The organism is Agrobacterium sp. ES01 (assembly GCF_050320885.1).
Classification (GTDB): Bacteria; Pseudomonadota; Alphaproteobacteria; order Rhizobiales; family Rhizobiaceae; genus Allorhizobium.
In genome coordinates this window covers 896,691-923,172 of sequence record NZ_JBNQTH010000001.1, presented here as the reverse complement: position 1 = coordinate 923,172, position 26,482 = coordinate 896,691, and the positions used below count along the sequence as shown (strand labels likewise).

At 59.9% G+C, this 26,482-nt stretch carries 25 protein-coding genes; 8 read left to right on the top strand and 17 right to left on the bottom strand.

The window, feature by feature from the left end; genetic code table 11:
* Positions 1 to 9: 9 nt before the first annotated feature.
* On the bottom strand, positions 10 to 714 hold the full coding sequence (locus tag ACQQ2Q_RS04620) for an SAM-dependent methyltransferase (RefSeq protein WP_428185845.1): 705 nt from the start codon (positions 712 to 714) through the stop codon (positions 10 to 12).
* Between the two features lie 285 nt (positions 715 to 999).
* On the opposite strand from ACQQ2Q_RS04620, the gene ACQQ2Q_RS04615 reads away from it, so the two are divergent.
* Positions 1,000 to 1,224 carry a DUF2188 domain-containing protein gene (locus ACQQ2Q_RS04615; RefSeq protein WP_428185844.1) on the top strand — a complete coding sequence of 75 codons (225 nt, stop codon included), beginning with the start codon at positions 1,000 to 1,002 and terminating at the stop codon, positions 1,222 to 1,224.
* A gap of 248 nt (positions 1,225 to 1,472) precedes the next feature.
* Positions 1,473 to 1,865 (top strand): hypothetical protein, encoded by a 393-nt coding sequence (locus ACQQ2Q_RS04610; RefSeq protein WP_428185843.1) that lies wholly within the window; start codon positions 1,473 to 1,475, stop codon positions 1,863 to 1,865.
* Positions 1,866 to 1,942: 77 nt separating this feature from the next.
* On the opposite strand, the gene ACQQ2Q_RS04605 is transcribed toward ACQQ2Q_RS04610, so the two are convergent.
* The 6 genes from ACQQ2Q_RS04605 to ACQQ2Q_RS04580 form a co-directional block, all read right to left on the bottom strand.
* Positions 1,943 to 3,196, bottom strand: coding sequence for an NAD(P)/FAD-dependent oxidoreductase (locus ACQQ2Q_RS04605; protein WP_428185842.1), 1,254 nt, complete (start codon positions 3,194 to 3,196; stop codon positions 1,943 to 1,945).
* 171 nt (positions 3,197 to 3,367) lie between these two features.
* Positions 3,368 to 3,511, bottom strand: coding sequence for a hypothetical protein (locus tag ACQQ2Q_RS04600; RefSeq protein ID WP_428185841.1), 144 nt, complete (start codon positions 3,509 to 3,511; stop codon positions 3,368 to 3,370).
* 103 nt (positions 3,512 to 3,614) lie between these two features.
* On the bottom strand, positions 3,615 to 5,510 hold the full coding sequence (gene cysN, locus ACQQ2Q_RS04595; protein ID WP_428185840.1) for a sulfate adenylyltransferase subunit CysN: 1,896 nt from the start codon (positions 5,508 to 5,510) through the stop codon (positions 3,615 to 3,617).
* Positions 5,510 to 6,409, bottom strand: a complete 900-nt coding sequence (gene cysD, locus ACQQ2Q_RS04590; RefSeq protein ID WP_428186479.1) for a sulfate adenylyltransferase subunit CysD — start codon at positions 6,407 to 6,409, stop codon at positions 5,510 to 5,512. Before cysD ends, cysN begins: the two co-directional genes overlap by 1 nt.
* 158 nt (positions 6,410 to 6,567) lie before the next feature.
* The gene (locus tag ACQQ2Q_RS04585; RefSeq protein ID WP_428185839.1) at positions 6,568 to 7,521 is read right to left on the bottom strand and encodes a dihydrodipicolinate synthase family protein; all 954 of its coding nucleotides are present in this window, start codon (positions 7,519 to 7,521) and stop codon (positions 6,568 to 6,570) included.
* Between the two features lie 192 nt (positions 7,522 to 7,713).
* Complete coding sequence (locus ACQQ2Q_RS04580; protein ID WP_428185838.1) at positions 7,714 to 8,418, bottom strand: GntR family transcriptional regulator; 705 nt, start codon at positions 8,416 to 8,418, stop codon at positions 7,714 to 7,716.
* A gap of 325 nt (positions 8,419 to 8,743) precedes the next feature.
* On the opposite strand from ACQQ2Q_RS04580, the gene dctP reads away from it, so the two are divergent.
* The 3 genes from dctP to ACQQ2Q_RS04565 are packed head-to-tail and all read left to right on the top strand — an operon-like array spanning position 8,744 to position 11,660.
* Positions 8,744 to 9,802 carry a TRAP transporter substrate-binding protein DctP gene (gene dctP / locus ACQQ2Q_RS04575; RefSeq protein ID WP_428185837.1) on the top strand — a complete coding sequence of 353 codons (1,059 nt, stop codon included), beginning with the start codon at positions 8,744 to 8,746 and terminating at the stop codon, positions 9,800 to 9,802.
* A 25-nt stretch (positions 9,803 to 9,827) separates the two neighbouring features.
* Positions 9,828 to 10,343, top strand: coding sequence for a TRAP transporter small permease subunit (locus ACQQ2Q_RS04570; RefSeq protein ID WP_428185836.1), 516 nt, complete (start codon positions 9,828 to 9,830; stop codon positions 10,341 to 10,343).
* 3 nt (positions 10,344 to 10,346) lie between these two features.
* Entirely contained in the window at positions 10,347 to 11,660 is a 1,314-nt protein-coding gene (locus tag ACQQ2Q_RS04565; RefSeq protein WP_428185835.1) for a TRAP transporter large permease, read from the top strand.
* A 73-nt stretch (positions 11,661 to 11,733) separates the two neighbouring features.
* On the opposite strand, the gene ACQQ2Q_RS04560 is transcribed toward ACQQ2Q_RS04565, so the two are convergent.
* The 6 genes from ACQQ2Q_RS04560 to ACQQ2Q_RS04535 all read right to left on the bottom strand — a co-directional run bounded on the left by ACQQ2Q_RS04560 (position 11,734) and on the right by ACQQ2Q_RS04535 (position 18,343).
* A complete protein-coding gene (locus ACQQ2Q_RS04560) occupies positions 11,734 to 12,900 on the bottom strand; it encodes an iron-containing alcohol dehydrogenase (RefSeq protein ID WP_428185834.1) in 1,167 nt (388 codons plus the stop codon).
* Between the two features lie 24 nt (positions 12,901 to 12,924).
* Entirely contained in the window at positions 12,925 to 13,761 is an 837-nt protein-coding gene (locus ACQQ2Q_RS04555; RefSeq protein WP_428185833.1) for an ABC transporter permease, read from the bottom strand.
* Entirely contained in the window at positions 13,758 to 14,636 is an 879-nt protein-coding gene (locus ACQQ2Q_RS04550) for an ABC transporter permease (protein ID WP_428185832.1), read from the bottom strand. The genes ACQQ2Q_RS04555 and ACQQ2Q_RS04550 overlap by 4 nt, the downstream gene beginning before the upstream one ends.
* A 2-nt stretch (positions 14,637 to 14,638) precedes the next feature.
* Positions 14,639 to 15,736: an ABC transporter ATP-binding protein gene (locus tag ACQQ2Q_RS04545; protein WP_428185831.1), complete on the bottom strand. Its 1,098-nt coding sequence runs from the start codon at positions 15,734 to 15,736 to the stop codon at positions 14,639 to 14,641.
* An 87-nt stretch (positions 15,737 to 15,823) separates the two neighbouring features.
* Positions 15,824 to 16,954: an ABC transporter substrate-binding protein gene (locus tag ACQQ2Q_RS04540; protein ID WP_428185830.1), complete on the bottom strand. Its 1,131-nt coding sequence runs from the start codon at positions 16,952 to 16,954 to the stop codon at positions 15,824 to 15,826.
* Between the two features lie 63 nt (positions 16,955 to 17,017).
* Positions 17,018 to 18,343: a glutamine synthetase family protein gene (locus tag ACQQ2Q_RS04535; RefSeq protein WP_428185829.1), complete on the bottom strand. Its 1,326-nt coding sequence runs from the start codon at positions 18,341 to 18,343 to the stop codon at positions 17,018 to 17,020.
* Between the two features lie 141 nt (positions 18,344 to 18,484).
* Between ACQQ2Q_RS04535 and ACQQ2Q_RS04530 the strand changes: the two genes are divergently transcribed.
* Both ACQQ2Q_RS04530 and ACQQ2Q_RS04525 read left to right on the top strand, forming a co-directional pair.
* Positions 18,485 to 19,285, top strand: coding sequence for a helix-turn-helix transcriptional regulator (locus ACQQ2Q_RS04530; protein WP_428185828.1), 801 nt, complete (start codon positions 18,485 to 18,487; stop codon positions 19,283 to 19,285).
* Between the two features lie 216 nt (positions 19,286 to 19,501).
* Positions 19,502 to 20,626, top strand: a complete 1,125-nt coding sequence (locus tag ACQQ2Q_RS04525) for a diguanylate cyclase domain-containing protein (protein WP_428185827.1) — start codon at positions 19,502 to 19,504, stop codon at positions 20,624 to 20,626.
* A 128-nt stretch (positions 20,627 to 20,754) separates the two neighbouring features.
* Here ACQQ2Q_RS04525 and ACQQ2Q_RS04520 read toward each other — a convergent pair whose 3' ends face one another.
* The gene (locus ACQQ2Q_RS04520) at positions 20,755 to 22,344 is read right to left on the bottom strand and encodes a putative bifunctional diguanylate cyclase/phosphodiesterase (RefSeq protein ID WP_428185826.1); all 1,590 of its coding nucleotides are present in this window, start codon (positions 22,342 to 22,344) and stop codon (positions 20,755 to 20,757) included.
* Positions 22,345 to 22,855: 511 nt separating this feature from the next.
* Between ACQQ2Q_RS04520 and ACQQ2Q_RS04515 the strand changes: the two genes are divergently transcribed.
* The gene (locus tag ACQQ2Q_RS04515; protein ID WP_428185825.1) at positions 22,856 to 23,290 is read left to right on the top strand and encodes a pyridoxamine 5'-phosphate oxidase family protein; all 435 of its coding nucleotides are present in this window, start codon (positions 22,856 to 22,858) and stop codon (positions 23,288 to 23,290) included.
* Between the two features lie 53 nt (positions 23,291 to 23,343).
* Here the strand turns inward: ACQQ2Q_RS04515 and ACQQ2Q_RS04510 are convergent, their stop codons facing one another.
* The 3 genes from ACQQ2Q_RS04510 to ACQQ2Q_RS04500 all read right to left on the bottom strand — a co-directional run bounded on the left by ACQQ2Q_RS04510 (position 23,344) and on the right by ACQQ2Q_RS04500 (position 26,472).
* Complete coding sequence (locus ACQQ2Q_RS04510) at positions 23,344 to 24,075, bottom strand: hypothetical protein (protein ID WP_428186478.1); 732 nt, start codon at positions 24,073 to 24,075, stop codon at positions 23,344 to 23,346.
* Between the two features lie 62 nt (positions 24,076 to 24,137).
* On the bottom strand, positions 24,138 to 25,445 hold the full coding sequence (locus ACQQ2Q_RS04505; RefSeq protein WP_428185824.1) for a hypothetical protein: 1,308 nt from the start codon (positions 25,443 to 25,445) through the stop codon (positions 24,138 to 24,140).
* Positions 25,446 to 25,794: 349 nt separating this feature from the next.
* The gene (locus tag ACQQ2Q_RS04500; RefSeq protein WP_428185823.1) at positions 25,795 to 26,472 is read right to left on the bottom strand and encodes a peroxiredoxin-like family protein; all 678 of its coding nucleotides are present in this window, start codon (positions 26,470 to 26,472) and stop codon (positions 25,795 to 25,797) included.
* Between the last annotated feature and the right edge of the window lie 10 nt (positions 26,473 to 26,482).

The window sequence follows — 26,482 nt, the reverse complement described above, 5'->3', positions numbered from 1 at the left end:
GGACGGTTTTCACGCGCGGCGCGTGAACCATGCTCCCCAGAACAGGCTGGCGAAGAACCGCAAGGGCGGCTCGAAACCGGCTTCGGTCAGCAGGCCTGAAACGGCCTCCTCGGATTGCGGCGGCTCTGCCCCTTGCAGGATTTTCGCGCGCCGGGCTTCGACCTCGTCCGGCCCTGCGCCATGCATGCGCCAGCGATTGGCCCAGGCCGCCATCAACAGCGGCTCGGACGCGTAGGCGCGGTAATTGCCCGCCAACACGAGAGGCGCGCCCGGTTTCAGCCTGGCAGCGAGCTCGCTGAGCAAGGCCTGCTTGGCGGCATCGCCGGGAATGTGGTGAAGAACGCCGATCATGATGGCGGCATCGAAGGCGGCATGCGCACCGATCCTTTCGAGATGCCCCTCGATCGTCTCCACCCGTGCGGACAGTCCCTCTTTATCGAGGGCGGCGCGGGCAAGTTCAAGCATCGGCGGCGATGGATCGACGGCGACGAAGCGCCAGCGATCTTCCAGCCTGGCCGCTGCGATGATCTCCCCTGCCGTGCCGCCGGCGCCGACGACCAGCACGCGCGCCCCGGATCCGGCGCCGAGCGCTGCCGAGAGCATGCAGGCCGAAAGCGCATGGCAGGCGTCGTAGCCGGCGAGCGCGATGCGGCTCTGCTCGGCATAATCTGCGGCGCGGGCCGGGTCGAATTTTGCAGCGGAGGAGGAGGTCATGTTCGGTTCCCGAGGTGGATTCGACGGCTGGCTTGAAGATGGGGTAAAGAATATGTGCTTTTGAGCGTTTTTTTGAGAAATTCCATAATCCAGATTCAAACATGACAGCAAAGCATGATCGCCTGACTGCATTTCTCGACGCTTTCCCGCTCGATGGCACCGAAACAGATTGCTGGGATGGAGTTGGATCTCAGGCCGGGGCAATTTGAGGGCCTTTAATCCTTTTTGGTGTGCTTCGCTCGTGATGTCTATATAATAGAGAAGTGTTAATTGTGGAGATAGGTCATGTCCAAGAAAGGGCAGCATGTTGTACCCAATGGCGCCAAATGGAGCGTAAGGTCTGCGGGGGCCGAGCGGGCGAGCAAAACATTCGCGACCCAAAAGGAAGCCATCGATAACGCCAGACAAAAAGCGCAAAAACAAGGTACGGAACTCTATATCCATGGCAAGGACGGCCGCATCCGGGAGCGTAGTTCCTATGGCCGTGATCCCTTTCCGCCGAAGGGATGATGGTCGCGCCTGAGAACTTCGAGCAATCGGTCTTCGTCAATTGTCCCTTTGATGAGACGTATGCGCCATTGTTGGAAGCTGCGCTTTTTTGCATCACATATTTTGAATTCGTTCCGCGCCTTGCGAACGAGAGTTTGGAAGCTGGAGAAAACCGTCTCGACAAGATTGTCGGGATGATACGTGGTGCGAGATACTCCATCCATGACCTGTCGCGATGCAGAGCGGACGAGCAGGGCGAATATTTCCGAATGAACATGCCGTTTGAATACGGTATCGACGTTGGTTTTCGCCGCAGCGAGGATTCCGGGCTTCAGCAGAAGAAATTTCTGATTTTTGAGCGCAAGCCGTATGATTTGAAGCGCGCGTTATCCGATATCGCAGGGCAAGATGTTGTTAGCCATGGCGACAGTTTCGAGGCTGTCATAAAACACGTCAGGGAGTTTTTCCGGGTGGAAGTCGGTGTCAATGCTCCCGGACCTGCGAGACTCGAAGCAGATTATGCGACCTTCCAGGGGTGGATGATCGAAAAGAAGATTGCAGAAGGCCATGCGGAGGCCGAGGCTTTGAAGCTGCCGACCAGAGAGCGCCTGGATGAGATGAAGGCTTGGGTCGCTCAAGGCAAGCCAAGCCTGTTCAAGTAAAGCTCTCGCCAATCGCTCATGTCCTGTACCGGAACGTTCGGAGCGGTAAAAAGCGCTGAAGACCTCCGGTCCTGGCCTTACGCCTTGAAACGTTCCGGCCGCCATGCGCTGATGTCGAGGAAGGGTGTCTCACCGGTCATCGCTTCTGCGATCAGGCGGCCGGTGACCGGTCCAAGCGTGAGCCCGTGATGGGCGTGGCCGAAGGCGAACCACAGGCCGTCATGGCGCGGGGCCTTGCCGATGATCGGCATCATGTCGGGCGTGCAGGGGCGCGACCCCATCCACGGCTCGTCGTCCAGCCGGTGGCCGAGCGGAAAGATGGTGCGGGCCACGCGTTCGGCGCGTTCCACCTGAACCGGGGATTTCGGCGCATCGCGGTCGGCGAATTCGGCGCCGGTGGTCAGCCGAATGCCCTTGGCCATGGGGGCGAGGAAATAGCCGCGCTCCTTGTCCATGGTCCAGTTGTTGAGGACGGCATTGCCGGCTGGCGAATAATGCATGTGATAGCCGCGCTTGACGCCGACGATGAAGGAATAGCCGAGCTTGCGGGTGACATCTTCCGACCAGGGACCGAGCGCCAGAACCACCTTTTCCGCCTCGACCACACCATCTTCGGTGGTAACCTGCCAGCCCTTGCCGCTGGCGCTCTGGCCAAGCGTGGTCGCATCGCCGGTGACGAACTGGCCGCCCAGCGACTGGAAATAGGCGAGATAGGCTTTGGTCAGCCCATGCGGATCGGTGACCGACCAGGGGTCGTTCCACTTCAACCCGCCGACGAACTTGTCTTTGAGATGCGGCTCGGCCTTGGCAAGGTCTGCCGGGGTAAGCACGGTGTAGTTGATCTTCGCCACCTTTGACAGACGTTCGGCCTCGGCCAGTTCGTCGTCGCGCACTTTCTCGGTGCGGAACACTTCCATCCAGCCATCCTTGCGGATCAGGTCGCCGGCACCGGATGCCTGGATCAGATCGTCATGTTCGGAGACGGAGTTCTCGATCAGCGGCGCATAGGCATTGGCAATGGCGTTGTGCCGCACCTTGTTGGAATGCCACCAGTAGCGCGACAGAAACGGCACCAGCTTGGGCATGGCGGCAATGTGGTAATGCGCGTCGATCCGGTTGTTGAGACCGTAGCGCATCAGCGTGGAGACTTCCTGCGGAAAACCGTAAGGCACGATGCCTTCGCGCTGGATCAGTCCGGCATTGCCGAAAGAGGTTTCCTCGCCGGCGCCGCGCCGGTCGACCAGAACCACGGACTTGCCGCGCCGCTGGAGGTGGATGGCGGTGGACACGCCGACAATGCCGGCACCGAGCACGAGGATATCTGCAGTCATCTGAAAGCTATTCCGTTGAGAATGTGAACAGATCCGATGATTGCAGGTGGCATGGGTGCAGTGCAAACGAAAAAAGGCAAGTGCCCTTAATTTCACAGGGATCGCGCGAAAATGTCGCTGGCAGAGGCTGTGTGTCGTTCAGCAGGTGTCCGGTGTGGGACCGCAATTTGATCAATGGCAGTGCACGCGACCGACGCTGTTGTCCATATGGCAGCATTGTCCCGGCGGTGAACTCTTGCGGCAGCCTCCGCCGTGGGCAAAGGCCTGTGCCGCGAACGTCGTTATGGCAATCGTCAGCAGGATTTGTCTGATCATGACCTGGGTCTCCCTATGCGGCGAGGGTGGCGATCAGGGCGGTGAAAAGCAACCAGGAACGGCGATTATGGTTACTGGTGCGCCTCGACCGATGGGAATTCGATCATGGACGATCCGCGCCCAGCAACAATTCGATCTGCATCGCCAGTTCCTCCGGTCCGGCGTCGAGTGTTTTCAGATGCAGTTCCGGCGCAAGGGGTGGTTCGTAAGGCGAGGTGATGCCGGTGAAATTCTGGATCTCGCCGTTCATCGCCTTCTTGTAGAGGCCTTTCGGATCGCGTCTGGCACATTCCTCCAGCGGCGTGTCGATGAACACTTCCATGAATTCGCCGGGCACCATCATCTCGCGGGCAAGGCGTCGTTCGGAGCGGAAGGGCGAGATGAAGGAGACGATGACGATCAGTCCGGCATCGGCCATCAGCTTGGCCACTTCCGCCACCCGGCGTATGTTCTCCACCCGGTCCGCATCGGTAAAGCCGAGGTCGCGGTTCAGCCCATGGCGCACATTGTCGCCGTCCAGCATATAGGTGTGATGCCCGCGCGCGTGCAGCAGCTTTTCCAGCCGGTTGGCGATGGTGGATTTGCCCGAGCCTGACAGTCCGGTAAACCAGATGACGGCCGGCTTTTGATGTTTGAGCGCAGCGCGTGCGTCGCGGTTCACCTCCAGCGCCTGCCAATGCACATTGGCAGCGCGCCGGAGCGGATAATCGATCAGACCGGCGCCGACTGTGCGGTCGGTCAGCCGGTCGATCAGGATGAAGTGCCCCGTGACGCGGTTGTCGTCATAGGCATCGAAGGCAAGCGGCGCCTGGGTGGAAAGATTGCAGACACCGATATCGTTCATCTGTAGAGACTTGGCAGCGATATGGGCAAAACTGTTGATGTCGACCCTGTGTTTCAGCGTGGTCACCGTGGCCGTCACGCTGTCGGTTTCGGTGCGCAGGACATAGCTGCGACCCGGGATCAGAGGGTCGGCGTCGAACCAGATGATGCGCGCCTGAAACTGATCGGCAATATGGGGCCGGTTGTCGGGCGCCACCAGCATATTGCCGCGCGACACATCTATCTCGTCCTGCAGCACCAGCGTGACCGCCTGACCTTCGATGGCGCGGGCAAGCGCTCCGTCGAAGGTGACGATGTCGCGGACGACTGATGTCTGGCCCGATTTGGCAACAGCGACGGCATCGCCGACGGCAATGCTGCCCGAAGCAATCTGACCGGCAAAACCGCGGAAATCGGCATTGGGGCGCGATACATATTGTACCGGAAAGCGGAACGGCTTTTCGCAAGACCGCGGTTCGACATCGACCGTCTCCAGATGCTCGAGCAGCGACGGGCCGTCATACCATGGCGTTTTCGGTGAGCGCCCGCTGACATTGTCGCCGTGCCGTGCCGACATCGGAATGGCGCAGAGGCTTTCAAAGGAGAGACCCTCGGCAAACTCGCGGAAGTCTTCGATTATGCGGCAAAAGGCCTGATCATCATAGCCGACCAGATCGATCTTGTTGACGGCCAGCACCATGTGGCGAATGCCAAGCAGGCTTGCGATCGTGCTGTGCCGGCGCGTTTGCGCGAGAATGCCGCAGCGGGCATCGACCAGAACGATGGCAAGATCGGCGGTCGAGGCACCGGTTGCCATATTGCGGGTATACTCCTCGTGACCCGGTGTATCGGCCACGATGAACTTGCGCCTTTCGGTCGAAAAATACCGGTAGGCCACATCGATGGTGATGCCCTGTTCGCGCTCGGCCTGAAGCCCGTCGACCAGGAGAGCGAAATCGACCGCGTCACCCGCCGTGCCATGTCGGGCGCTGTCTCGCGCCAGCGTTTCCATCTGGTCGTCGGGGATCTGGCCGGTGTCGTGAAGCAGCCGCCCGATCAGTGTCGACTTGCCATCGTCAACCGATCCGCAGGTGAGAAACCGCAGCAGTGTCCTGGGTTGTGCGCCCGATCCGTCTGCGCTGTGGCTGAGTCCTGTCTCGATATCGCGGTTCGCCATCAGAAATAGCCCTCGCGTTTCTTCTTCTCCATGGAACCGGCCTCGTCGCGATCGATCATCCGGCCCTGACGCTCGGAGGCCCTGAAGGTCAGCATTTCGGCAATGATATCTTCGACCGTTGCGGCAGTGGAGGCGATTGCACCAGTGAGGGGATAGCAGCCCAGCGTGCGAAACCGCACCAGCCGCTCGGTCACTGTTTCATCTGAGGCAATCGGCATGCGCCCGTCATCCACCATGATCAGCATGCCGTCGCGCTCCACCACGGGCCGGGGGGCGGCGAAATAGAGCGGAACCACCGGAATGGCCTCACGCTCGATATACTGCCAGACGTCGAGTTCGGTCCAGTTGGAGAGCGGAAAAACGCGAATGCTCTCGCCGGGCCTGATCCTTGTATTATAGGTCTTCCACATTTCCGGGCGCTGGTTCTTGGGGTCCCAGCCATGGCCCTCGCTGCGGAAGGAGAAGATCCGCTCCTTGGCTCTGGACGCTTCTTCGTCCCGGCGTGCGCCGCCGAAGGCTGCGTCGAAACCGTAATGGTCAAGCGCCTGTCTGAGGGCTACCGTCTTCATCACATGGGTATGGGTGGACGAACCATGGGTGAAGGGCGAGATCTTCTCGGCAAGGCCATCCGGATTGATATGGATGAGAAGCTCAAAGCCGAGTTCTCCAGCCATGCGGTCGCGAAAGGCAATCATCTCCTTGAACTTCCAGCCCGTGTCGACATGCAGAAGCGGGAAGGGCAGTTTGCCCGGATAAAAGGCCTTGCGCGCAAGATGCAGCATGACGGCGGAATCCTTGCCCACCGAATAGAGCATGACCGGCCTGGAAAAGCTGGCCGCGACCTCGCGGAAAATGTGGATTGATTCCGCTTCCAGACGGTCGAGATGGCTAAGAGACATGGGCACGCGCAATACTTCGTCTTCGAGTAAAGCATCTTTTATAGCACAGGCGGACTTGCGCGAGGCAAAAGGGATAAGGCGCGATCACTGGACATGAAAAGGCCATCGCCGCGATCCCTCACGGCAATGGCCTCATTCTGTAGCGGCAGTCTCTGGTATCAGGCAGCCAATGCGCCGGGCAATTTGCTCCAATCGGCATACCAGCTGTTGAACAGCGTGAACTGGGCCTCGACATAGCCGCGCTGGCTTGGGCTCAATTCGTCTGTCTCATAGAAGTTCAGGCTGTATTCGCTCTCGCCCTTCAGCACCAGCATATGCTTGAAATAGAGAACCAGATCCGGGCCTTCGTCGAAGGACGACAGCACGCCGAGGGCCGCTTCCAGTTCCAGCGCCCGCGTGCGGGCCTGGGCATCGCCCTTGGCAGCGGCTTCGCAAAGCGCCACCAGGTTCAGCACTTCCTTCGGCAGCACATTGCCGATGCCGGTGATGGCGCCGGTTGCGCCGCAATTGACGAAACCGTGGAAGACGGCCGTATCGACGCCGACCATCAAAGACACATCGTCATCCTGGCTGGTGATGTTTTCAGCTGCGTAACGCATGTCGGAGGGGCCGCCGAATTCCTTGAAGCCCACCAGATTGGGATGCTCTGCGCGCAGGGCGAAGAACAGGTCGGCGCGGGTGGCAAAGCCGTAATAGGGGCTGTTGTAGATGACCGCCGGCAGATCGGGAGCGGCAGACAGGATGGCCTTGAAATGGGCCTTTTGCGCCGCCATCGACGGACCACGCGACAGAACCCGCGGAATGACCATCAGGCCCTTGGCGCCAACCTTCTGGGCGTGCGCTGCATGGGCAACAGCGAGCCTGGAATTGACCGCACCGGTGCCAACGATCACCGGAATACCGGCTTCGACCAGGCGTTCCACGCCCTGCATGCGCTCGGCATCGGTCAGAAGCGGCCAGTCGCCCATGGAGCCGCAATACACAACCGCCGACATGCCCGCCGCCATCAGTGCCTTGGCCTTGGTCACCAGCGCGTCGAAATCAGGGGTGCGGTCAGCCTTGCAGGGCGTCATCAGTGCCGGAATGCAGCCGGAAAAAATTGCGGAAGTCATGTCTTGCTCCTTGAGGGCGGATCTTTCGCGGGCCTGGTCCTCTTGACCGATCATGCCCGTTTCAGTGTTCCGTTTGATCGGCGTCATCGTTGTATATTATTTGTCGACAAGAATTTCAAGCCGTGTTTTGCGTCCGCCGAAAATGGCGCAGCTGCGCGGCGTCGGCAAACGGGCGAAATGGGAATCCGGTTGCTAAAGCGGGATCGTCACCCGTTCGTCGCGGGCAATCATCGCCTGGATCTGGCGGACGATCTGGTCGGCATGGGCAGAGGCGATCCGGTCGCAGGCGTCGATATCCCGTGCGGCGATGGCCGAAATCATGTCCTCATGCTCGGTGACATATTGCCGGGGAAGGCTGTCGTTGAACGAGCGATAGTAAAACCTGAGGATACGACGGCCTTCATCCAGCAGCCGGCAAAAGAGGGTGGTGAAATAGGGATTGCGCCCGGCTTCGGCGATGGCCGCATGGAATTCCCGGTTGGTGGCAATCATCTCCAATGCGTCGCGTGCCTCAACGGCCCTGGTGAAATCGGCCTGATGTTTGCGGATAATCTCCAGATCGGTCGGCACATGGTATTGAGCCGCAAGGCGCGTGGTCACCCGGTACATCAGCGTCATGGCATCGAAGAAGGTGTGCAAATTGAGGAAATCGATATTGGAGACCACGGTCGAGCGGTTGGGAAGTGTCGTCACCAAACCGTCCGAGGCGAGCCGCACCAGAGCTTCGCGGATCGGCGTGCGCGACATGGCAAACCGCTCGGCAAGATGAATTTCGTCGATCGGGCTACCCGGCGGCAGGGCCATGTTCAGGATATCGGTGCGCAGCACGTCATAGACATGCTTGACGCCAGATCCGCGCTTGCGCTCCGCCTTGTCGATTGCCTGCTCGTCGTCCATTTCGAATACCCTCTCGTCGCATGAGGAACCGCAGCATCCCATACAGTCTGCAATTCCGGTTTTCGGCCGCCCATTCCGCTGAAGTGCGGCCTTATGCACGGCCAGGCGCAATGCCGGATCGTTATGCCCGTGTTGCGAGTGGCGCAAGTAGGTGGCCCGTTTTCGCGACAATGACCTTTTGTATTTTTTATGTCGACAAGAAAAATTTTAATGGTAGTCTTTGGCCTGCGACGGCGACGGTCGGGTGGTTTCGCGTCAAAGCGAGATACCATTAACGGCCGCGAAACGCGCCAAAGGGAAACGACTTAACTGGAAGGTTCTGACGATGAAACATCTGAAAATGCTGGCGCTTGCGCTGCCTCTGGCGCTCTCTGCCTTTCCGCTTGCTGCTCAGGAAGTGACCTGGCGCGTACCGACATCGGTTCCCGAAGGCTCGCCATTCTACGTGAACTTCCTTGAACGCTTCGAGAAGAATGTCGACATGATGACCGGTGGTCGCGTCGACATTGAACCCTTCGGCGCTGGCGTTCTGGTGCCGGCACTGAAAGTCTATGACGGCGTGAAGGACGGCATTGTCGAGGCAGGCCATTCCAGCCCGAGCTATCTGGTCAACCAGGACCCGATCAACGCGATCTTCGCCGGTTTTCCAGGCGGCATGGGTCCTGAAGCCTTCATCACATGGATCTATGAGGGCGGCGGCAAGGAAAAGCTGACCGAACTGCGCGCCAAGGACGGCCTGAAGAGCCTGATCGTCGGTATCGGTTCGTCTGAAATCATGGCCCATTCGAATGTGCCGATCAAAACCGCTGCCGATCTGAAGGGGCTGAAATACCGCACCTCCGGCCCATGGGCAGAAGTGATGCGCGATTATTTCGGCGCTGTGCCGACAGTCGTGCCGCCGGGTGAAATCTACACCCTGCTCGAGCGCAAGGGCGTGGATCTGATCGAATGGGGTCCGCCGTCGGCCAACCTTCCCGAAGGTTTCCATCAGGCAGCCCGTTACGTCATCGTTCCAGGCGTCCACCAGCCGACCTTCCTGTGGGAAGTGGTCGTGAAGCAGGAAACCTGGGATGCGCTGCCCGACGACATCAAGCCGATGATGGAAACGGCCGCCGAACTGACCACCATGCAGGCGCTCTATAACTTCTACGATCTGGACATGAAGGCGATGGAAACCTACCGTTCCGGCAAGAACGAGGTCATCTCGCTCGATCCGGCCTTCATCAAGGAATTGTCGGACGCAGGCGTCGACTGGATCAGCAAGAAGGCGGCAGCCCAGAAGGCCGAAGGCAAGGGCGATATGTCCGAAGTGCTGGCCGACTACACAGCCTACCAGAAGCGCTGGTCCGCCGAGAGCGATTACCTCATCCGCAACAAGGATTGATCGCAATTAACTGGAGGCTGCCGGAATGACCTTTCTTTATCGCTTGGCCGATGGACTGTCGTCCGCTCTGGCCCGGCTGGCCGAGGCTATCGTCCTCATCCTGGTGGCCTCCATGATCTACGAAGTGGTGGCGCGTTATGTCTTTGACGCGCCAACTGTCTGGGCCTTCGATATTGCCTATATGGCAACGGGGGTTCTCTTCATCTTGGGTGCCGCCCAGGCCCTTCGGGAAAACGCCCATATCCGCATCGACTTTCTCGCGTCGCGCATGCCAAAGCGGCTGCAGGGCATGATCGAAGGCGCGATCATGCTCCTGGGTGTTACGCCGCTTTTCGCCGCACTTGCCTTCGTCGCAACCACGCGGGCCCTGCGCGCCTATTCGTCTGGCGAAGTCGAGACGGTCAGTCCCTGGGCACCGCTGATGTGGCCCTTCTATGCCTTTCTGGCCCTTGGCCTTGCGGCGCTGGCGCTGCAGATTTTCGCCAATGGCCTGCGTGACCTTCTCGGCCATCATTCGCACAAACAGTCGGGAGAAATCTGAGCGATGCTGATTGCCGGATTGATGTTTCCAGCGCTCTTCGCGCTCATTCTGCTTGGCCTTCCGATTGCATTTTCTCTGGCGCTGGTCTCGGCCGTTGCCGGCTGGATGGCATTCGGGTCCAGTGCCATCGCGCAGCTTTACGGCGCGTTTTATTCCGCCGCGACCAATTTCATCCTCTCCGCCATTCCGATGTTCATCCTGATGGGGGCATTGCTGGAGCGCTCGGGCATCGCCGAGCGGCTGTTTCGGGTGATGAATATCTGGCTTGGCCGGCTGCCCGGCGGTCTGGCGATCGCAACGATCGCCATGGGCGCGATCTTTGCGGCTGCCGCCGGTGTGGTCGGTGCGGTCGAGGTGATGATCGGCATGATGGCCATCCCCGCCATGCAGCGCGCCGGTTATCCCAACAGTCTGACGGCCGGGACGATCTGCGCCGGCGGCTCGCTGGGCACCATGATCCCGCCATCGGTGATCGCGGTCATGTATGCCGCACTGGCACAGCTTTCCATTGGCGAAGTGTTGGCCGCCATGGTCCTGCCGGGCCTGCTCATGGTCGGTCTTTTCATTCTGTACCTGATCGTCTACGGCGCGACCTTCAAGATTTCGGAACGCGCTGCCGACGATCCGGATCGCAATTTGCCGCTGTCACAAAAACTGCGGCTCACGGTCACCTCCCTGCTGCCCGTCATGGCACTGATCGTGGCGGTTCTGGGCTCGCTGCTGAAGGGCATTGCCTCGCCCACAGAGGCGGCTGCCGTGGGCGCGATGGGCGCACTGATCCTCTGCTTTGCCTATGGCCGATTCAGCATCGGCATGCTGCGGGAATCGCTGCGCATCACTGTGCGGATCTCGGCCATGATCCTGCTGATCGTCGCTGCCGGCACCATGTTCATGGGCGCCTTTGCCGCCAATGGCGGTGCCAAGATCGTGCGCGCCTTCGTGGAAAGTGCCGGCCTTGGCCCCTGGGGCATGATTGCCTTCTTCCTGCTGGTGGTCTTCATTCTCGGCTTCGTGCTCGACTGGACGGCCAATGTACTGATCTGCGTGCCGCTGTTTACGCCCTTTATCCGTTCAGCCGGCATCGATCCGATCTGGTTTGCGACCATGGTGATCATCGTCATCCAGACCGGCTATCTGACGCCGCCAATGGCCTCGTCGATCTTCTACCTCAAATCCATCGCCCCGCCCGACATGACCTATGGGCAAATGTGCCGCGGCGTCCTGCCCTTTATCGGTCTGCAGATTGTCACGCTGCTGCTGGTGATGTTCTGGCCGGAACTCGCCACATGGCTACCGGGACAGATCGTCGGCTTTTAGCGGGGCTGCCAAAAACAGCGAAGGGGGCCTTTGGCCCCCAAACGTCATCGGTCCTGTTTGCATGCCTGTCCGTTCAGCCTTGCGCGGCTTTCAGGATGGTCTTCAGGCCGTCCTCGTCCAGCAAGACCGGATTGCCACCGGCACAGGGGTCGGCGACGCCCATGCGCGCGACCGTGTCGGTGTCGATATCGACAAGGCCGATCTCCTTCAGTGTCGCGGGAATGTTCAGGCTATCGCGCAGTTCCCCGACCCATTCGATCACGCCGGCTGCATTGGGCATTGGCAGACCGAGGAAGCGCGCAAGCACATCGAGCTTGTCTTCGACCGCAGGCGCATTGAATTCCAGAACATAGGGCATCAAGACTGCATTCAGCAGACCGTGATGGGCGTCGTAGAGGGCGCCCAGCGGATGGGCCAGTGCGTGGATGGCCCCAAGGCCCTTTTGCAGGGCAACGCAACCCATGCCGGACGCAATCAGCATCTGTCCGCGGGCTTCCAAGTTATCGCCTTCCAGCGTTGCCACAGGAAGCCAGGTCTTGATGAGACGCATGGCATTCAGTGCCACGCCTTCGGCCATCGGATGGAAGGACGGTGCGCAAAAGGCCTCCAGGGCATGCGAAAGCGCGTCCATGCCGGTGGCAGCGGTTATGGGGGCTGGCAGGCCAGTCGTCAGTTCCGGGTCCATGATCACGACATTGGGCATCATTTTCGGATGGAAGACGATCACCTTGCGCTTGTCGGCCTCATGGGTGATGACCGATGAACGGCCAAGCTCGGAGCCTGTTCCCGCCGTCGTCGGAATGGCGATCACCGGCACCAGACGGGAAGTGTCGGCGCGCTTGAAGTTGTCGCCGATATCTTCCAGATCCCACATCGGTATCGTCTGGCCGGCCATCAGGGCGATGGCCTTGGCCGCATCGAGCGCACTGCCGCCGCCAAGCGCGACAACCAGATCGTGGTTGCCCGCGCGCAAGGCGTCGACGCCGTCTTCGACATTGGTGCCGGTGGGGTTCGGCTTGACGTTGTGAAACAGGCCGGCATCCAGGCCGGACGCGCGCAGCACCTCCAGCGCGCGCTGCACGGGATAGAGATCCTTCAAGCCGTTATCGGTCACCACCAGCGGGCGGCTCGCGCCGAGTTCGCGCACAATGGCAGGCAGTTCCGCTATCCGGCCATTGCCGAAGCGGACTGCGGTTGGAAAGCTCCAGTTGCTGGAGACAGCTTTGGTATCGAAAGACATGGTCATTGCCTTCTGGGTGGGATGTCACGAAGTGGGATTGGGCGCGCTCAGCCGTTTCAACGCTCTGCGGCGCAGGAATTCGGCCAGTCCGACCAGCACGATTGCGGGTATGAAATTGAGGGTCGCCAGTGCCGGATAGATCGGCGAGGACCCGACTGCGATGCCGCTATAGACGAAGACCGGCAATGTGCGGGCGGTTCCGGCCAGCGAATAGGACACATAGAAATTGCCCCAGGACAGCAGGAAGGCGAAGGTGGCGGCGGAAAAGATGCCGGGCCACAACAGCGGGAATGTCACCTCGCGGAAGACCTCCCATCCGTTGGCGCCGGCATCGCGGGCAGCGTCTTCAAGCGTTTCGTCGAAGCCATAGACCTGCACGGCAACGATCACCAGGGCAAAGGGCGTGATGTAGACGACGTGGCCGATGATGACGGTGGTAAGGCCGGTGGAAAAACCGAGCCAGTTGCCGAGAACCGAAAACCACAACAGCATGACCACGCCAAGCAGCAGCTGCGGGAAGAGCAGTGGCGCAAAGGTTATGGCGCGAAACAGGTTCTGAAAGCGGAACCGGTAGCGGATCCAGGCCACGGCGCCTGCCGTTCCGAGCACGGATGCAAAGATCGTCGAGATGGCGGCAACCGTTGCGGAATTGATCACGGCCGGGAAGAAGTCCGGCTTGCGCACCAGTTCGCCATACCATTCGAGCGAAAAGCCATCGATGGGCAAGGTCAGCACCCGGCTCGAGGTGAAGGAAAAGGCGACCAGCGTCATGATCGGCGCATAGAAGAACAACAGAAGCAGAACCACACTGCCCACGAGAGCCACATCGACGACGGCATTCTTGAAGCGTTGCGACATCATGCAGGCGTCCTCTCGCTTGTGGCCTGGCGGCGCAACACCAGGGCAGAAGCCAGCGCCAAAGTGAGTGCGCCAATGGCAATCAGGACGATGGTGAGCGCTGCACCCAGCGGCCAGTTGACCCGGGTTTCGAAGCTCTGGCGGATCAGTTCGGAGGCAAGCGGCGAGGTGCCCCCGCCCAGAACCTTGGGTTCCAGAAAGGCACCCAGGCTAAGGACGAAGACCAGAACCGCACCGGAATAAAGTCCCGGTCGCGACAGCGGCAATGTCACCTCGAAAAAGGTGCGAAGGCGCGATGCGCCGGCATCGTAAGAGGCAAGGATCAGATCGCGATCGATCCTCGCCAGCGACAGATAGATGGTGAACATGGGATAGACGGCGAGATTGTAGATCATGCCGATCATCGTTCCGGTTGGCGTAAACAGGATATTCGTCGCCTCCGGTCCCATGCCGAGATAAGACAGCATCCAGTTGGCCACGCCGTTCTTGTCGAGCACCAGGATCCAGCCGAAGGTCTTCAGCACGGCGTCGGTGAGAAAGGCAAAGATGATCAGGATCTGGATCTGCGCGTTATAGGTCTTCAACCGTGTGGTCAGCGCATAGGCAACCGGAAAGGCGATCAGCACGGAGATCACCACGCAGACCGCCGCCATCCACACCGTGCGCAGCATGATGGTCCAGTAATGCGGTTTGGAAAAGATCTCGGTCCAGATCTTCAGATCCCAGGTCCAGTGCAGCCGATAATATTGGGTTGTCTGGAATGTCAGCAGCACCGTCATGACGAGCGGAATAAGAAAGAACACCACCATGACGATGGCCAGCGGCGCGACTGCGGCCACCAGCACCGGATCATTCCATGTCTTTGCTTCGGTCTTCATGGTCACTCCGACAACAGGAAGGCGCGCGACGGTTCGAACCCGATCCGTACCTGATCCCCGACACGAGCCGGCAGTTCGAGCGAGCCGGGCAGATCCATGACGACAGGTGCATCGAGACCCGCGACACGAATGCGGTACTGCGTCGATGATCCCTTGATGAAATATTCCTCGACCGTGCCAGACAATGTCCATTGGCCAGGTTCGGGCTCGCCCGATACGAAACCGATCGTCTCCGGCCGGATCAAAAGCGCCGTTTTTCCCTCGCCGAGGAATTCCGACACGTTTGCAGGTGCCATGGCCGTGGGGCTGCCCGTGACCAGTGCGCAATGGACATGAAGTGCGCCGTCCGCTGAACGGATGACATCCACAGGCAGGAAATTCGTCTCGCCGATGAAGCCCGCGACAAACATATTGGCCGGACGATAATAGATGTCCGACGGCGTGCCGATCTGCACAACCCGGCCGGCGCGCATGACACAGATCCGGTCGGCCAGCATCATCGCCTCTTCAAGGTCGTGGGTCACCAGCACGAAGCTGGTGCCGATTTCGCGGTGGAGCTTCTTCAGCTCCGCCTGCAACGATTTTTTAAGCTTGGCGTCGAGCGCGCTCATCGGCTCGTCGAGCAGCAGAACGCTTGGCTGCGAGACCAGCGCGCGCGCAAGCGCCACACGCTGCTGTTCGCCACCGGACAATTGCGCCGGGTAGCGATCCAGATATTCCGGCTTCAGATGCATCAGTTCCAGCATGGCGGCGACGCGATTGTCGATCTTCGCCTTCTCCACCTTCTGCAGCTTCAGCGGAAAGCCGATATTCTGGGCAACGGTCTTGTGCGGAAACAGGGCGAGCTTCTGGAACACCATGCGCGTCGGGCGACTGGCTGCGGGAACACCGTGCATGTCCTTGCCCTGGATTTCCAGCCGACCGTCTGTGGCGTCCTCGAAACCCGCCAGGATTTTCAGGAGTGTGGTCTTGCCGCAGCCCGAGGGCCCGACCAGAGCGACGAATTCGCCGGCTCCAACCTCCAGGGAGACGCCATGAAGCGCACGCGCCTGACCGTAGTCCTTGATGATTGCGGACGCATCAATGATCGGAGTTGCCACTGCCAGCATTCCTCGCTCTGCTCGATAAATCAATTACGGTCCCGTCCGCTTGCATGCGGACGGGTTGTTTTAGCATGATATCCCGGATCAGCGGGCTGCGAGTTCTTCCTGCCAGATCGCCAGCATGTCATCGATATTCGGCGCGACCGTGTGGAACTGGCTGTTGTCCCAGGCCGTCCACATATAGTCCATCTGCAGCGCCTTCTTCTCTTCGTCGGAAAACAGCGCTTCGGCCTTCTGGTTTGGCACCAGATTGCAGGTGGCTTCGGTGATGGCCAGTTCCTTGGCGACGTCCGGCGATACGATGTATTTCAGGAAGTCGGCGGCAATGGCGGAATCCTTGCCATTGTCGATGAGGCCGGTTGCCTCCATCCAGATGATGCCCTGCTTCAGGCCATTCTTGGGCTCAGGCACGATCGACTGGATATAGTCGTGACCCTTGAGACGAAGCGATGAGGTGCAATAGGTTCCGCCACCGATGAGCGCGCGGAAGGAGCCGTCCAGCAGACCCTTCTGTGCGATCGCCAGATCGCCGACAATGGCGCGGGTATTCTTGAAGGCCGCGCGAAGAACCTTGCGAACTTCGCCAAGGGCAGCCTCGTCGAGTTCCTCATAGGGATTGACGCCGGCATAAAGAGCAAGCGGCATGATGGGCCAGTCACCCCAGTCCAGCAGGCAGATCTTGTCCTTGTAGGCGCTGTCGAAGACCGGCGCATAGCTGGACCAGGTCTCCAGCTTGTCGAATTTGGTGTTGACGGTCGGGCCAACCCAGCCCCAACGCGTCGGCAGGCCTGTTGCCTTGCCGTCATATTGCAAGGGCTCGAAAGGGGCGCGGAACTGCGGATAGAAGTCGGCATACTGATCGGCGAAATCGGCCTCGTCGATATAGCGGCAGAAGCCGGCAGGCCCCATGCGCTGAATCCACGGGCTGTCGGACGAGACGAGATCGAAATCGCGCGAGGCACCGGCGGCAAGCTTGGCAAAGCCACCGGCAGAATCGGTGATCAGGTCGATGGAAATGTTCACGTCCTTGGACTTCTGGAAAGGATCGAGGATCGAAGGCGCGTTGTAGCCTTCCCAGCACATGTAGTTCAGGCTCTCGGTTGCCGACGCGCGACGCGGCGCGCCCAGAAAACCGGCGCCGGCGGCTGCCAGTCCCATGCCGCCCATGCCCTTCAGCACCGAGCGACGGTTCATGCCGTCCATAAATCTGCTCATATTGACTGTTCCCTTTTTCATTGTTCGGTCCTTCCTGTCGTCAAACACAAGGCATGAGGCGCATCAGACGATGCCGAGATAGCGTCTGAGTTCCCACTCGCTCACATGCTTTTGATATTCTGCGTATTCGAACTGACGTGCGCCCACGAACCACTCGATGAAGTCTTCGCCGAAGATCTCACGGGCGACAGCGCTGCGGTCGAGCCGCGTCGCGGCCTCGCCCAGATCGCGCGGAAATGCTGTTTGTGCCGATGGTGTGGCAGCATAGAAATTCTCGTCGCTACCGGCCGGCGGCTCGATCTCGTTGCGGATTCCGTAAAGCCCGGCGCCAAGGCACAGGGCCAGCGCCAGATAGGGATTGGTATCAGCCGATGGCACGCGGAATTCCACGCGGGTGGCTTCCGCGACATCGTTGATGACACGAACCGCTGCGGTGCGGTTCTGCACGCCCCATGTGGACGATGTCGGTGCCCATGCACCCGGAACCAGCCGCTTATAGGCATTGACCGTGGATGCGCATAGCGCCAGCAGTTCCGGCATCAGCTTGATCATGCCGCCAATGAAATGCCGCGCCGTCCGGCTCAAGCCGTCTGCCGCATCGGGGTCGGAGAACACGGGATTGCCCTGGCGATCACGCATCGACACATGCAGATGCCCGGACTGGCCGGACAGCGCCGGAGACAGCTTCGACATGAAGCTTGCCGTCAGGTCATGCCGGGAAAAATATGCCTTGGCGAAATTTTTAAACAGCATGGCATCATCGGGCGATTTCATCCCCTTGGCATAGGTGAGGGGGGCCTCGAAGCAGCCGGGACCAAGCTCGGTGTGGATCGCATCCAGCCCGATGCCCATGGTCTTCATGGTGTCATCGAGTCCCTCGAGCAGATCGCCGTGCAGGGCCGATGTCTGCAAGGAATAGGTACGATTGCCCTGGGCAAAATGGGTGAGATCGCGGTAATCCTTGGCGCGCAGGCTTTCCGGTGTCTCGTCGAAGACGAAGAACTCGAATTCGAAGGCCGAAAACACGTCGAAGCCCATCTCGGCAGCTTCGGCGATCAGCGCCATGCACACATTGCGCGGCGAACGCTTGCCGAAATCGCCGGTGAAATCGGCAAGACACAAGGCCTCACCCTCGGCAAAGGGATAGGGGCGTACCGTGTCGGAAAAGAGAGCGGCCGGACGGTCGATGAAGGCGCCATCCCGATAGGTCTTTTCGGCAATGTCCCAGAAATACAGGACTTCGCAAAACGGATAGCCAGTCTTGCCAAGCTTGACGGCCTTGTCGGTCGAGATCAGCTTGTCGCGAAACTCACCCTCCGGATCAACCAGGCCGATATGGACCGATCTGGCATTGATTTCCTGAAGTGCGGCTTGCAGACTAGCGGTCATGTTGCTTGATCTCGGCATGGCTTTTATTGCAATTACCAGCGAAGACTAGGCGCGCATCTGGGGCAATGAAATATCCCGATGGGGATAGACCGACAGATTTAATATTTGGCCAGCGATGGACTGGCCAGCATGGAAGGACGGGTGTTGGACAACAGGTTTTCCGCGTGGAACGGAGCGATTGCAGAGACAATCGACGCGGTGGGGAAGAGCAATTTCGCCAACCGGATCGAAGCCGCGCTGAAAACGATCGTCGATTTCGACATCCTGATGGTCTTTGCCTATTCGGGTAAGGAAAAGCCGGTCTGCTGTTATCACAACATGGTGGCGGCGCGGGCACGCACTGTGATCGATGCCTATACTTCCGGGCCTTATCTTCTGGACCCTTTCTATGGTGCTGCCACCGACCCGAATGTGACAGGCGTCATACGCTTACGTGAAATGGCACCGGACCAGTTCCGCAACTCGGAATATTACCGGCGGCATTACGTATTGACCGGCATCCGCGACGAAATCGGCATCGTTTGCAGACCGGCGGGCTGCACCGGTCTCGTCATCAGCTTTACCCGACCGGTCTCCGGGCCTGCCTTCGGGCGTCGCGATCTGTCCACGGTTCGGGCCGCAGAACCGATGATTGGAACACTTGCCAGACGGCACTGGCACAATGGCGTGGAGACGAACCTGCCGGACGACCGGGCGGTCGAGAAATCCGGCGATGCCATCAACGAGACGCTCAACCGCATGACCGATGGTATCTTGACCCCCCGCGAAATCGAAATCACCTCCCTTGTATTGCGCGGCCATTCCAGCGGATCGATTTCAAGGCGCCTCAGCATCGCCGAAGGCACCGTCAAGATCCACCGCAAGAACATCTATCAAAAGCTCGGCATTTCCAGCCAATCCGAATTGTTTGCCCGGTTTATCACGCAACTGTCGGGACGCTGATGGCGAAGGCTTGTGAAGCCGAAACGGCAGAGGTGGCCCGAAGAAGGGACGCAACAGCTTCACATGCGGTCCCCGCACCAGTTCTGATGCCAAGAAGACAAGCTTAACAACGGTTTACCGTCTCAACTGACAAAATATTAAAGCATCTCCCTTACAAGATCCTGGAAGCTGCAGGTCTGCGACAGGTCGCCGATTCTTATGAACCAGGAGGTTGATGTGCGAGACAGAGAGACCGACGAGGTGTTCAAGACGCTGGTGTCGGAACTGACCTCGACGATCGCCCCGACAACGATCATGAGCCTGACGATACTGGCCGTCGGTCTGTTTGCATATGAGAACCTGGGCAGCGCTGGACTGATGCTGGCCACGATCAGCGGAAGCCTTGCATCCCTTGCCAAGCTTGTCGTGACGATGGCTCATCGGCACTCGAATGCGACCAAGAGCGTAACCGTTGAGGATGCCGCCCGCTGGGAGATGGTACATGGGTTGCTCACCTTCGTCATTGCCGCCTCGGTCGGGTCACTGGTCACCGTGGTCTTCACCTATCGCGATCTGTCGGTCCAGGTTCTCGCAACAGCGCTCCTTTTTGGATATTCCGCCGGTGTGGCCGTGCGCGTTTCCGTTCGGCCATGGATTGCCGCGACAGCAATTCTGATTGCGGGCCTGCCAACGACAATCGCGATCATGCTTTACGGCGATACGGCCCACTGGATAATGGCCGGGATGTGTGTGGCCTTCCTTGTGGCGGCAATGCAGAGCGTCCGGCATGTCTATAGCACGGCTACCAGACAAATCTGCCTGCGTCTGGAGATGGAACATCAGGCCCGCCACGATCCTTTGACAGGTCTTCGTAATCGCACGGCGCTGAGTGAGGCATTCAAGACGGTCAGCCGCGCTGAAGATACTCTGACCTGCGTGCATTGCTTCGACCTCGACGGTTTCAAGAGTGTCAATGACCGCTTTGGTCACGCAGCCGGGGATGAGCTGCTGGCGGCCATCGGACTGCGGCTCAGGGAGAACCTGGACCAACCGAATATCGCCGTGCGTGTTGGCGGCGATGAATTTGTCATTCTTCAGCCAGGTGTTCGGCAGACCGTTGAAGCAGACGTCCTGGCCAGCAAGATCGTCGATGTTCTGAGCCAGCCCTACGGCATTTCCGGTGAAGAGATCGCCATCGGCATCAGCCTGGGCTACACGATGGCCCTCTCAGGCTCTGCAAAACTGGAAGCCATGATGGCGATTGCGGATAAGGCATCATACCGCGTGAAGCGGAACGGCGGCGGTATCGATCGCGAAATCCCCGCAACCCTTGACCTCGGCCCCTTCTCATTCGCAGCGTGAGCGCAGCTTTGGCAAGTCAGAGCCTTGGCCATGGCCTTCCGCTGCTGGTTGCGGGTGGCCGCGTGATACAGGAAAACCGGGTTCGCGGGCCATGGTTGCCGAATGATCAGCCGCGTTCAGCGCTTTGTTCAGGACACCGCCGAGGCGGGCTGAGGTCCGGTGACATGCACCGATTGGTGCTGCCTGATGAAATTCAGCGTCTCGTGAGCAGGCATGGCCTTGCCGAAAAGGTAGCCCTGGCCAATATCGCAGCCCTGCTGAAGGAAATAGGCGAGCTGGGCGTTTTCCTCGATACCCTCGACGGTGGTCTTCAGGTTGAGATTTCTGGTGAGTCCGAGGACAGCCTGCAGGATCTTTTTCTGCGATTCGTCCTTGTCGAGATCTGCCACAAAACTCTTGTCGATCTTGATCTTGTCGAACTTGTAGCGCGTCAATTGCGACAGGCTGGAATAGCCCGTGCCGAAGTCGTCCAGGGCCACCTGTATGCCCGAGTGGCGAAACTTGTCCAGGATTTCGACGGCCAGATCGGGATCCTGAATCAGGGCATTTTCGGTGATCTCGACTTCGAAACGGTGAGAGGGAAGGTTCGCTTCCGCCAGCACATCGAGGATGCGGGTGACCAGCAGCCTGTCTTCCATCTGTACCGGCGACACGTTGAAGGACAGTACCACGTCATCCGGCCACATCATGGCGTCAAGGCAGGAGCGGCTCAGCAATTGCTGAAACAGGGCCGTGATCAGGCCGGTCTCTTCAGCGACGCCGATAAACACCTGTGGCGGGATCGGGACCCCGTTCTCGTCCGTCCAGCGTGCGAGGGCCTCAAACCCGCAGACATCGCCGGTCTTCAAGTCGATGAGAGGCTGGTAATAAGGCTCGATGACCTTGCGCTCGATGGCCTTTCGCAGCTTGTCCTCCAGCAAGGCCCGCTGTGCCACCTTTTCCTGCATTTCAGAGGTAAACAGCAGAGCGCCGTTTCGCCGGGTCGACTTGGCTTCGTAAAGGGCAATATCGGATTTGTGGGAGACCTGCTCCAGCGTGGCACCGTGATCGGGCCACCGCGCATAGCCGACGCTGGCGCCAACCTCGGTCCAGATCTCTTCAATCTGGATCGGGCGCGTGATCGACTGGATCAGGAGCTGGGCAAATTGCTGCTCTTTTTTGTGATCGAGATTGAGCGCCAGTACGATGAATTCATCGCCGCCGAACCGGAAAACCTCGGAAGAGCCGGCGAATTGGCAGAGCCGGCGCGCAACCTGCTTCAGCAGTTGATCGCCTCCGCCATGACCCATCAGGTCATTGACCTTTTTGAAGCCGTCGAGATCGAGTGAAAACACGGTAACGGAGGGTTTGCTGATCTCGACACCGTTGCAGTCGGATTCTCCGGAAAATGCCGTGGCATCGACCCGTTCGAACGCATAGCGATTGGGCAGCTGGGTCAGGTGATCATGGGTCGCGATCCAGTCGGCCTTGTGCTCGGCCTGCCGCCGGATGACCATCTCCTTGCGCAGGTCATAGATACGCAGGACCGAGTAGACGGAACCGACCATGCCGGCGATCAGCAAGGCCAGAAGAATATTGGCGGCATTGCCGCCCACGAGATTGACCAGCAACGCGAAAAAATTGGCCTGCAGTGCCACGCCGCACGCCCACACACCAAGCGCGAAGGCGCTCAAAAGCAACAGCTGCTTGCCCGCGCGACTGCGAAAGAACTCCCACATCTTACATCCCTCCATCGCCATTATGGACCGAGGGACTTTAAATTTACCTTAAGCGGTTGAAAGACGAATCCGAAATTGCGCGTAAAAATTGAGGTCTTCTGGCCACGAAATCTTCCCGCTGTCGTCAAGCCTGCCACCATCGATAGGCCGATTGCGATCCCTCGAACGCCTCTGCGGGCACCACCATGGCTGCAAGCAGGGGCTCGACGTGGTCAAAGACGTCGACAGGCTTTACAACCCCGAAGCGCAAACGGGTCCGAAATCCAGGGCCGCCGCCCGCAGAGCTGAAAACGCGGCATAAGACATGGCCCGACGGTGTCAACGAGCGCGCGCCTGTTCAGGAAGAGCTGGCGGATACGATGGCGACGACACAAAGGACGATGCGAAAATCGGGATGTTGCCGCCCATCCGGCATTTTGATCGATGCATGCCCAACATCGCAGTGTCTCAGGAACAATTCGGATGGAGAGCGGTTTCTGGTCGCGCACTCAAGCGCTTCGAGGAGCAACGGATGTCGGACCTTTCACTGCATGACCTGTCGAAGAAAATGGCGAAACTCGACTTCGCCATGCTGAACACGGCGGCCGCCCACGGAGGCCTGAATTCCAGGCCGATGAGCAATAACGGCGACGTGGAATACGATGGCGACAGTTATTTCTTTGCCTACGAGCAGTCGCGCAAGATCTCCGAAATTCGCGCCGACAGCAAAGTTAGTCTGACCTATACCGGGGCTGTCGGCATGTTGGGCGGCCCGCCCTTGTTCGTGTGTGTCGAGGGATCGGCATCGCTGATCGAGGACAGGTCAGAATTCGAAGATCACTGGACCAAAGATCTCGATCATTATTTCCCGGATGGCATGGACACCCCCGGCGTGGTGATGATCAAGGTCCAGGCGAAAACAATCCGCTACTGGGATGGCGGCGACGAAGGCCAGATCTCGCTGTAAGCTGCAACGCGGCGGTGGGCGATTTGCGCCTACCGGCTTTCGCGTGGACGCGATCAATTCGCCTGCTTTGCCGTCGTAACCGGTGCGGTCGTCAGGTTGAACTCCGCCATCTCCTGCGGCGTCAGGTAGTAAAGCCTGTCCGGTGGCGTTTCCAGCGCGTGGATCCATAGCCCGCTGCCGATGCCCATCTCGTCCAGATGGCGGGCGATGCGTGCCGTCGTGCTCTGGGCACCGGACATGGCCTGTTCAGGAGAAGGCTTCTTCTCGCCAGCATTGAAGACCTGATGGACGCCGAGAATGGCGTCCTTTTCAGCCGTGCGCGCGACCCCGCCGGCAAAGACCAGGGGACAGGACGAGGCGCAGAGCGCCTTCGTCGCCACGATGGTATTGAGGCCCTTTTCGCGGATCAGTTTCGACATTGCGAGCGCGTCCTCGACGGAGCCGCCCGGCGAATTCAAGGACACGGCCTTCACATACTCGCCGCGCGCGGCGATTTCGTCGCTAAAGCGATCGGCAGCACCCAGATCGATCGAGCCTTCTGCCTTCAAAAGGCCGCCGGGCTGCAGGTCGAAGCGCATGGGTTGGCGCAAGACTTCGGGCGAGCTCTCCGGTTCTGCAGCAGGCGCCTGCGGAACGCCATCGGTAAGGGCAGGCGGTAGCACAGGCGCATCGGTGGTCATCGGGTCATAGGCGGGAAGCGATGCGTCCGCGACACGCATCTCGCGCAGGTCCACAAAAAGGAAGGCGCCTGCCGCCGCCAGAAGCGCGAAGAAGGCGCCGCGCATCAAAACGCCATCGTCGGCGCGCAAAATACCGGTCTTCAGGCTGAGGGCGAGCGACGACGGTTTCACGCGGGCGGGCCTTTTCGCGGCGTCTTCGTCGATATGTCGAGGCTGGTGATGTTGGAATCAGCCCGACTGCGCTCATCTTCTGTTTCAGCGGTTTGCAAAGCCTGTTCCACGTCGATCCCTTGCCGGCCGAGCGCTCGCTGCACCTCAAGCGCCTCCAGAAGTTCTGCCGCCGTGATCCGCTGCGCAAAGGGCAGATGCTCCTCCTCCCGCCGGATCGCCCCATGAACAACGGCCAGGATGAAGACGAGGACCGCAGGCAAAAGGTCGATGGAGATGGCGCCTGCCCAGGCCGGAATGAAATCGGCCGCATAGCGCAGAACGGCTTCGGCCGAAGACAGCGGCACGAAGCGGCGTTCGGCCACCGGCGCACGCGCCAGAATATCGTCGGCGGCTTGCGACAGCACCTGTGACTGGGCGGATACCGAAGCGCGGATCGTCTGCATGACCTCGTCCTGCCGGTTGGCGAGATCGGCAGCCCGGCCATCGGCGACCGGCGCGATGAAGCCAAGCGACAGATCTTCGGCCGCGCGCTTGACCGAGGGTGCAATCGAGGTCTGTTCCAGCGAGGTGATGACGCCGGAGAGCGCCACGACCTCGGCCGAGAATTCATCGCTGCGGGGGGCTATAGCCCCTGGCGCGGAGACCAGCGTGCGCATGGTTGCCAGATGCGCCCGCCCCTGGTCGAAGAGTGTCGTGACCCGTTCGCGCGAGGCAATGATACCGGCTTCGAGTTCGCTCAACTGCGAGGACATCTGCGACAGCAGCTGGACGACACTGCCGGAACCAGTCGTTCCCGTCAGTGCCCCGTTCTGGCGCTCGTCCTCTGCAAGCCTCGAAAAGCGCTCGGATGTGCGCTGGATATCGGGCAGCAGGCTTTGGGCGGCGAGCGCGTTTTGATGGGCCTGGTCGAGATCGGCGGTATAATCCTGCACCGTCTCCGCCAGATGCTGCTCGAGCGCGGCCGAACCGGCAAGCGCTGCCGCATTCAGCCAGCTCGACATGGCGATGATCATGGCGCAACCGAGCGCCATCACGCCGATCAGGGCACCGCGGGAGGCTGCACCGCTGACATGGGGATAGAAGCGCGCCATGTAGGACCAGAACGCGTAGATCGCCACCGAGACGGAAGCCGAGTAGATGATGGCGGCAAAGAAGACCGATGTTGCTGAACCGTCGAGGAGACTGCGAACGCCGAGATAGGTATAGACACCGGACGCGAGAGCCAGAACAGCAAGCGCAAAGCGGGTCATGGTTTCGACGGCAATGACGCCATCTTGCAAACGATGCGATGCGCCAAGCGCCATGAAGACCTCCGAAAGAATTGTTTCTTAACACGCTCTGAAGAAGGGGGCAAAATGAAGGCCGTGGCCCGGCTTCTGCGTCTTCGCGGTCTGCTTCAGATACTTGCCCGTCGACGGATCTGAGGGCCGCTCCGGGAGACTGCTGATTGCGCTCCTGCCGGCTTTCACCCTATTGCTGGGCTTGCCACCCGCTGGCGTTGGTGGGCAGCAGGCAAACGCGCTTCACGGGAATTCGCGCCAGGCCAACGCCCTTGCTTGCGCCGGCGATCTAAGAGGTTTTCTTCATCGCATTGTCCTTTTCAATATTCTGTGGCCCTGCTTGTTGTAAGCAGGGCCTTATCGGTGGACGGGATCAGGCGGCGGCGCGGCTTGTCGCAAGGCGGAGCGCGGGCAGCATGTCTTCCGGCTCGGGACGGCGGGTGTAGTCCGGGTTCACCTCGGCATAGAGGATCACGCCATCCTGACCGACGACAAAGCGGCCGGGCATCGGCAGGGTCCAGCTCGAATCGCCATTGAAGGCTGGCAGATCATTCTTCAGCGACGTGTAGAGCTCGATCAGGTAGTCAGGCATCTCGAAGCGCAGGCCGAAATCCAAGGCGACCCTATTCTGAGGATCGGACAGGATCGGGAAGGTCAGGTTGTTTTGCCGGACGGATTTGCGGCTGTTGACCGGGTTCTGCGGCGAGATCGCCACCAGTTTTGCGCCGAGTGCCTCGAATTGCGGCAGGGTTTCCTGCAGCGCCTGGAGCTCCATGTTGCAGTATGGGCACCAGACACCCCGGTAGAAGCTGATGACCAGCGGACCGTGCGCGAGCAGATCGGCGGACGAGACGGTGTTTCCTTCCGGGTCAAAGAGCGTGAAGGCAGGCAGGTGGTCGCCGGCCTTCAGCGCATGCTGGGCCGCACCTGATGCGATCAGCTCCGCAGTGGCCCGGTGCATCGTGTCGATGACGGATTGGGGAACGTTGTAGGGCGGTTTACCGGCTTCGAAAGCGGCCTTGAAGGCATCGAGCTTGGATTGCAGTGTCATGATCTTGATC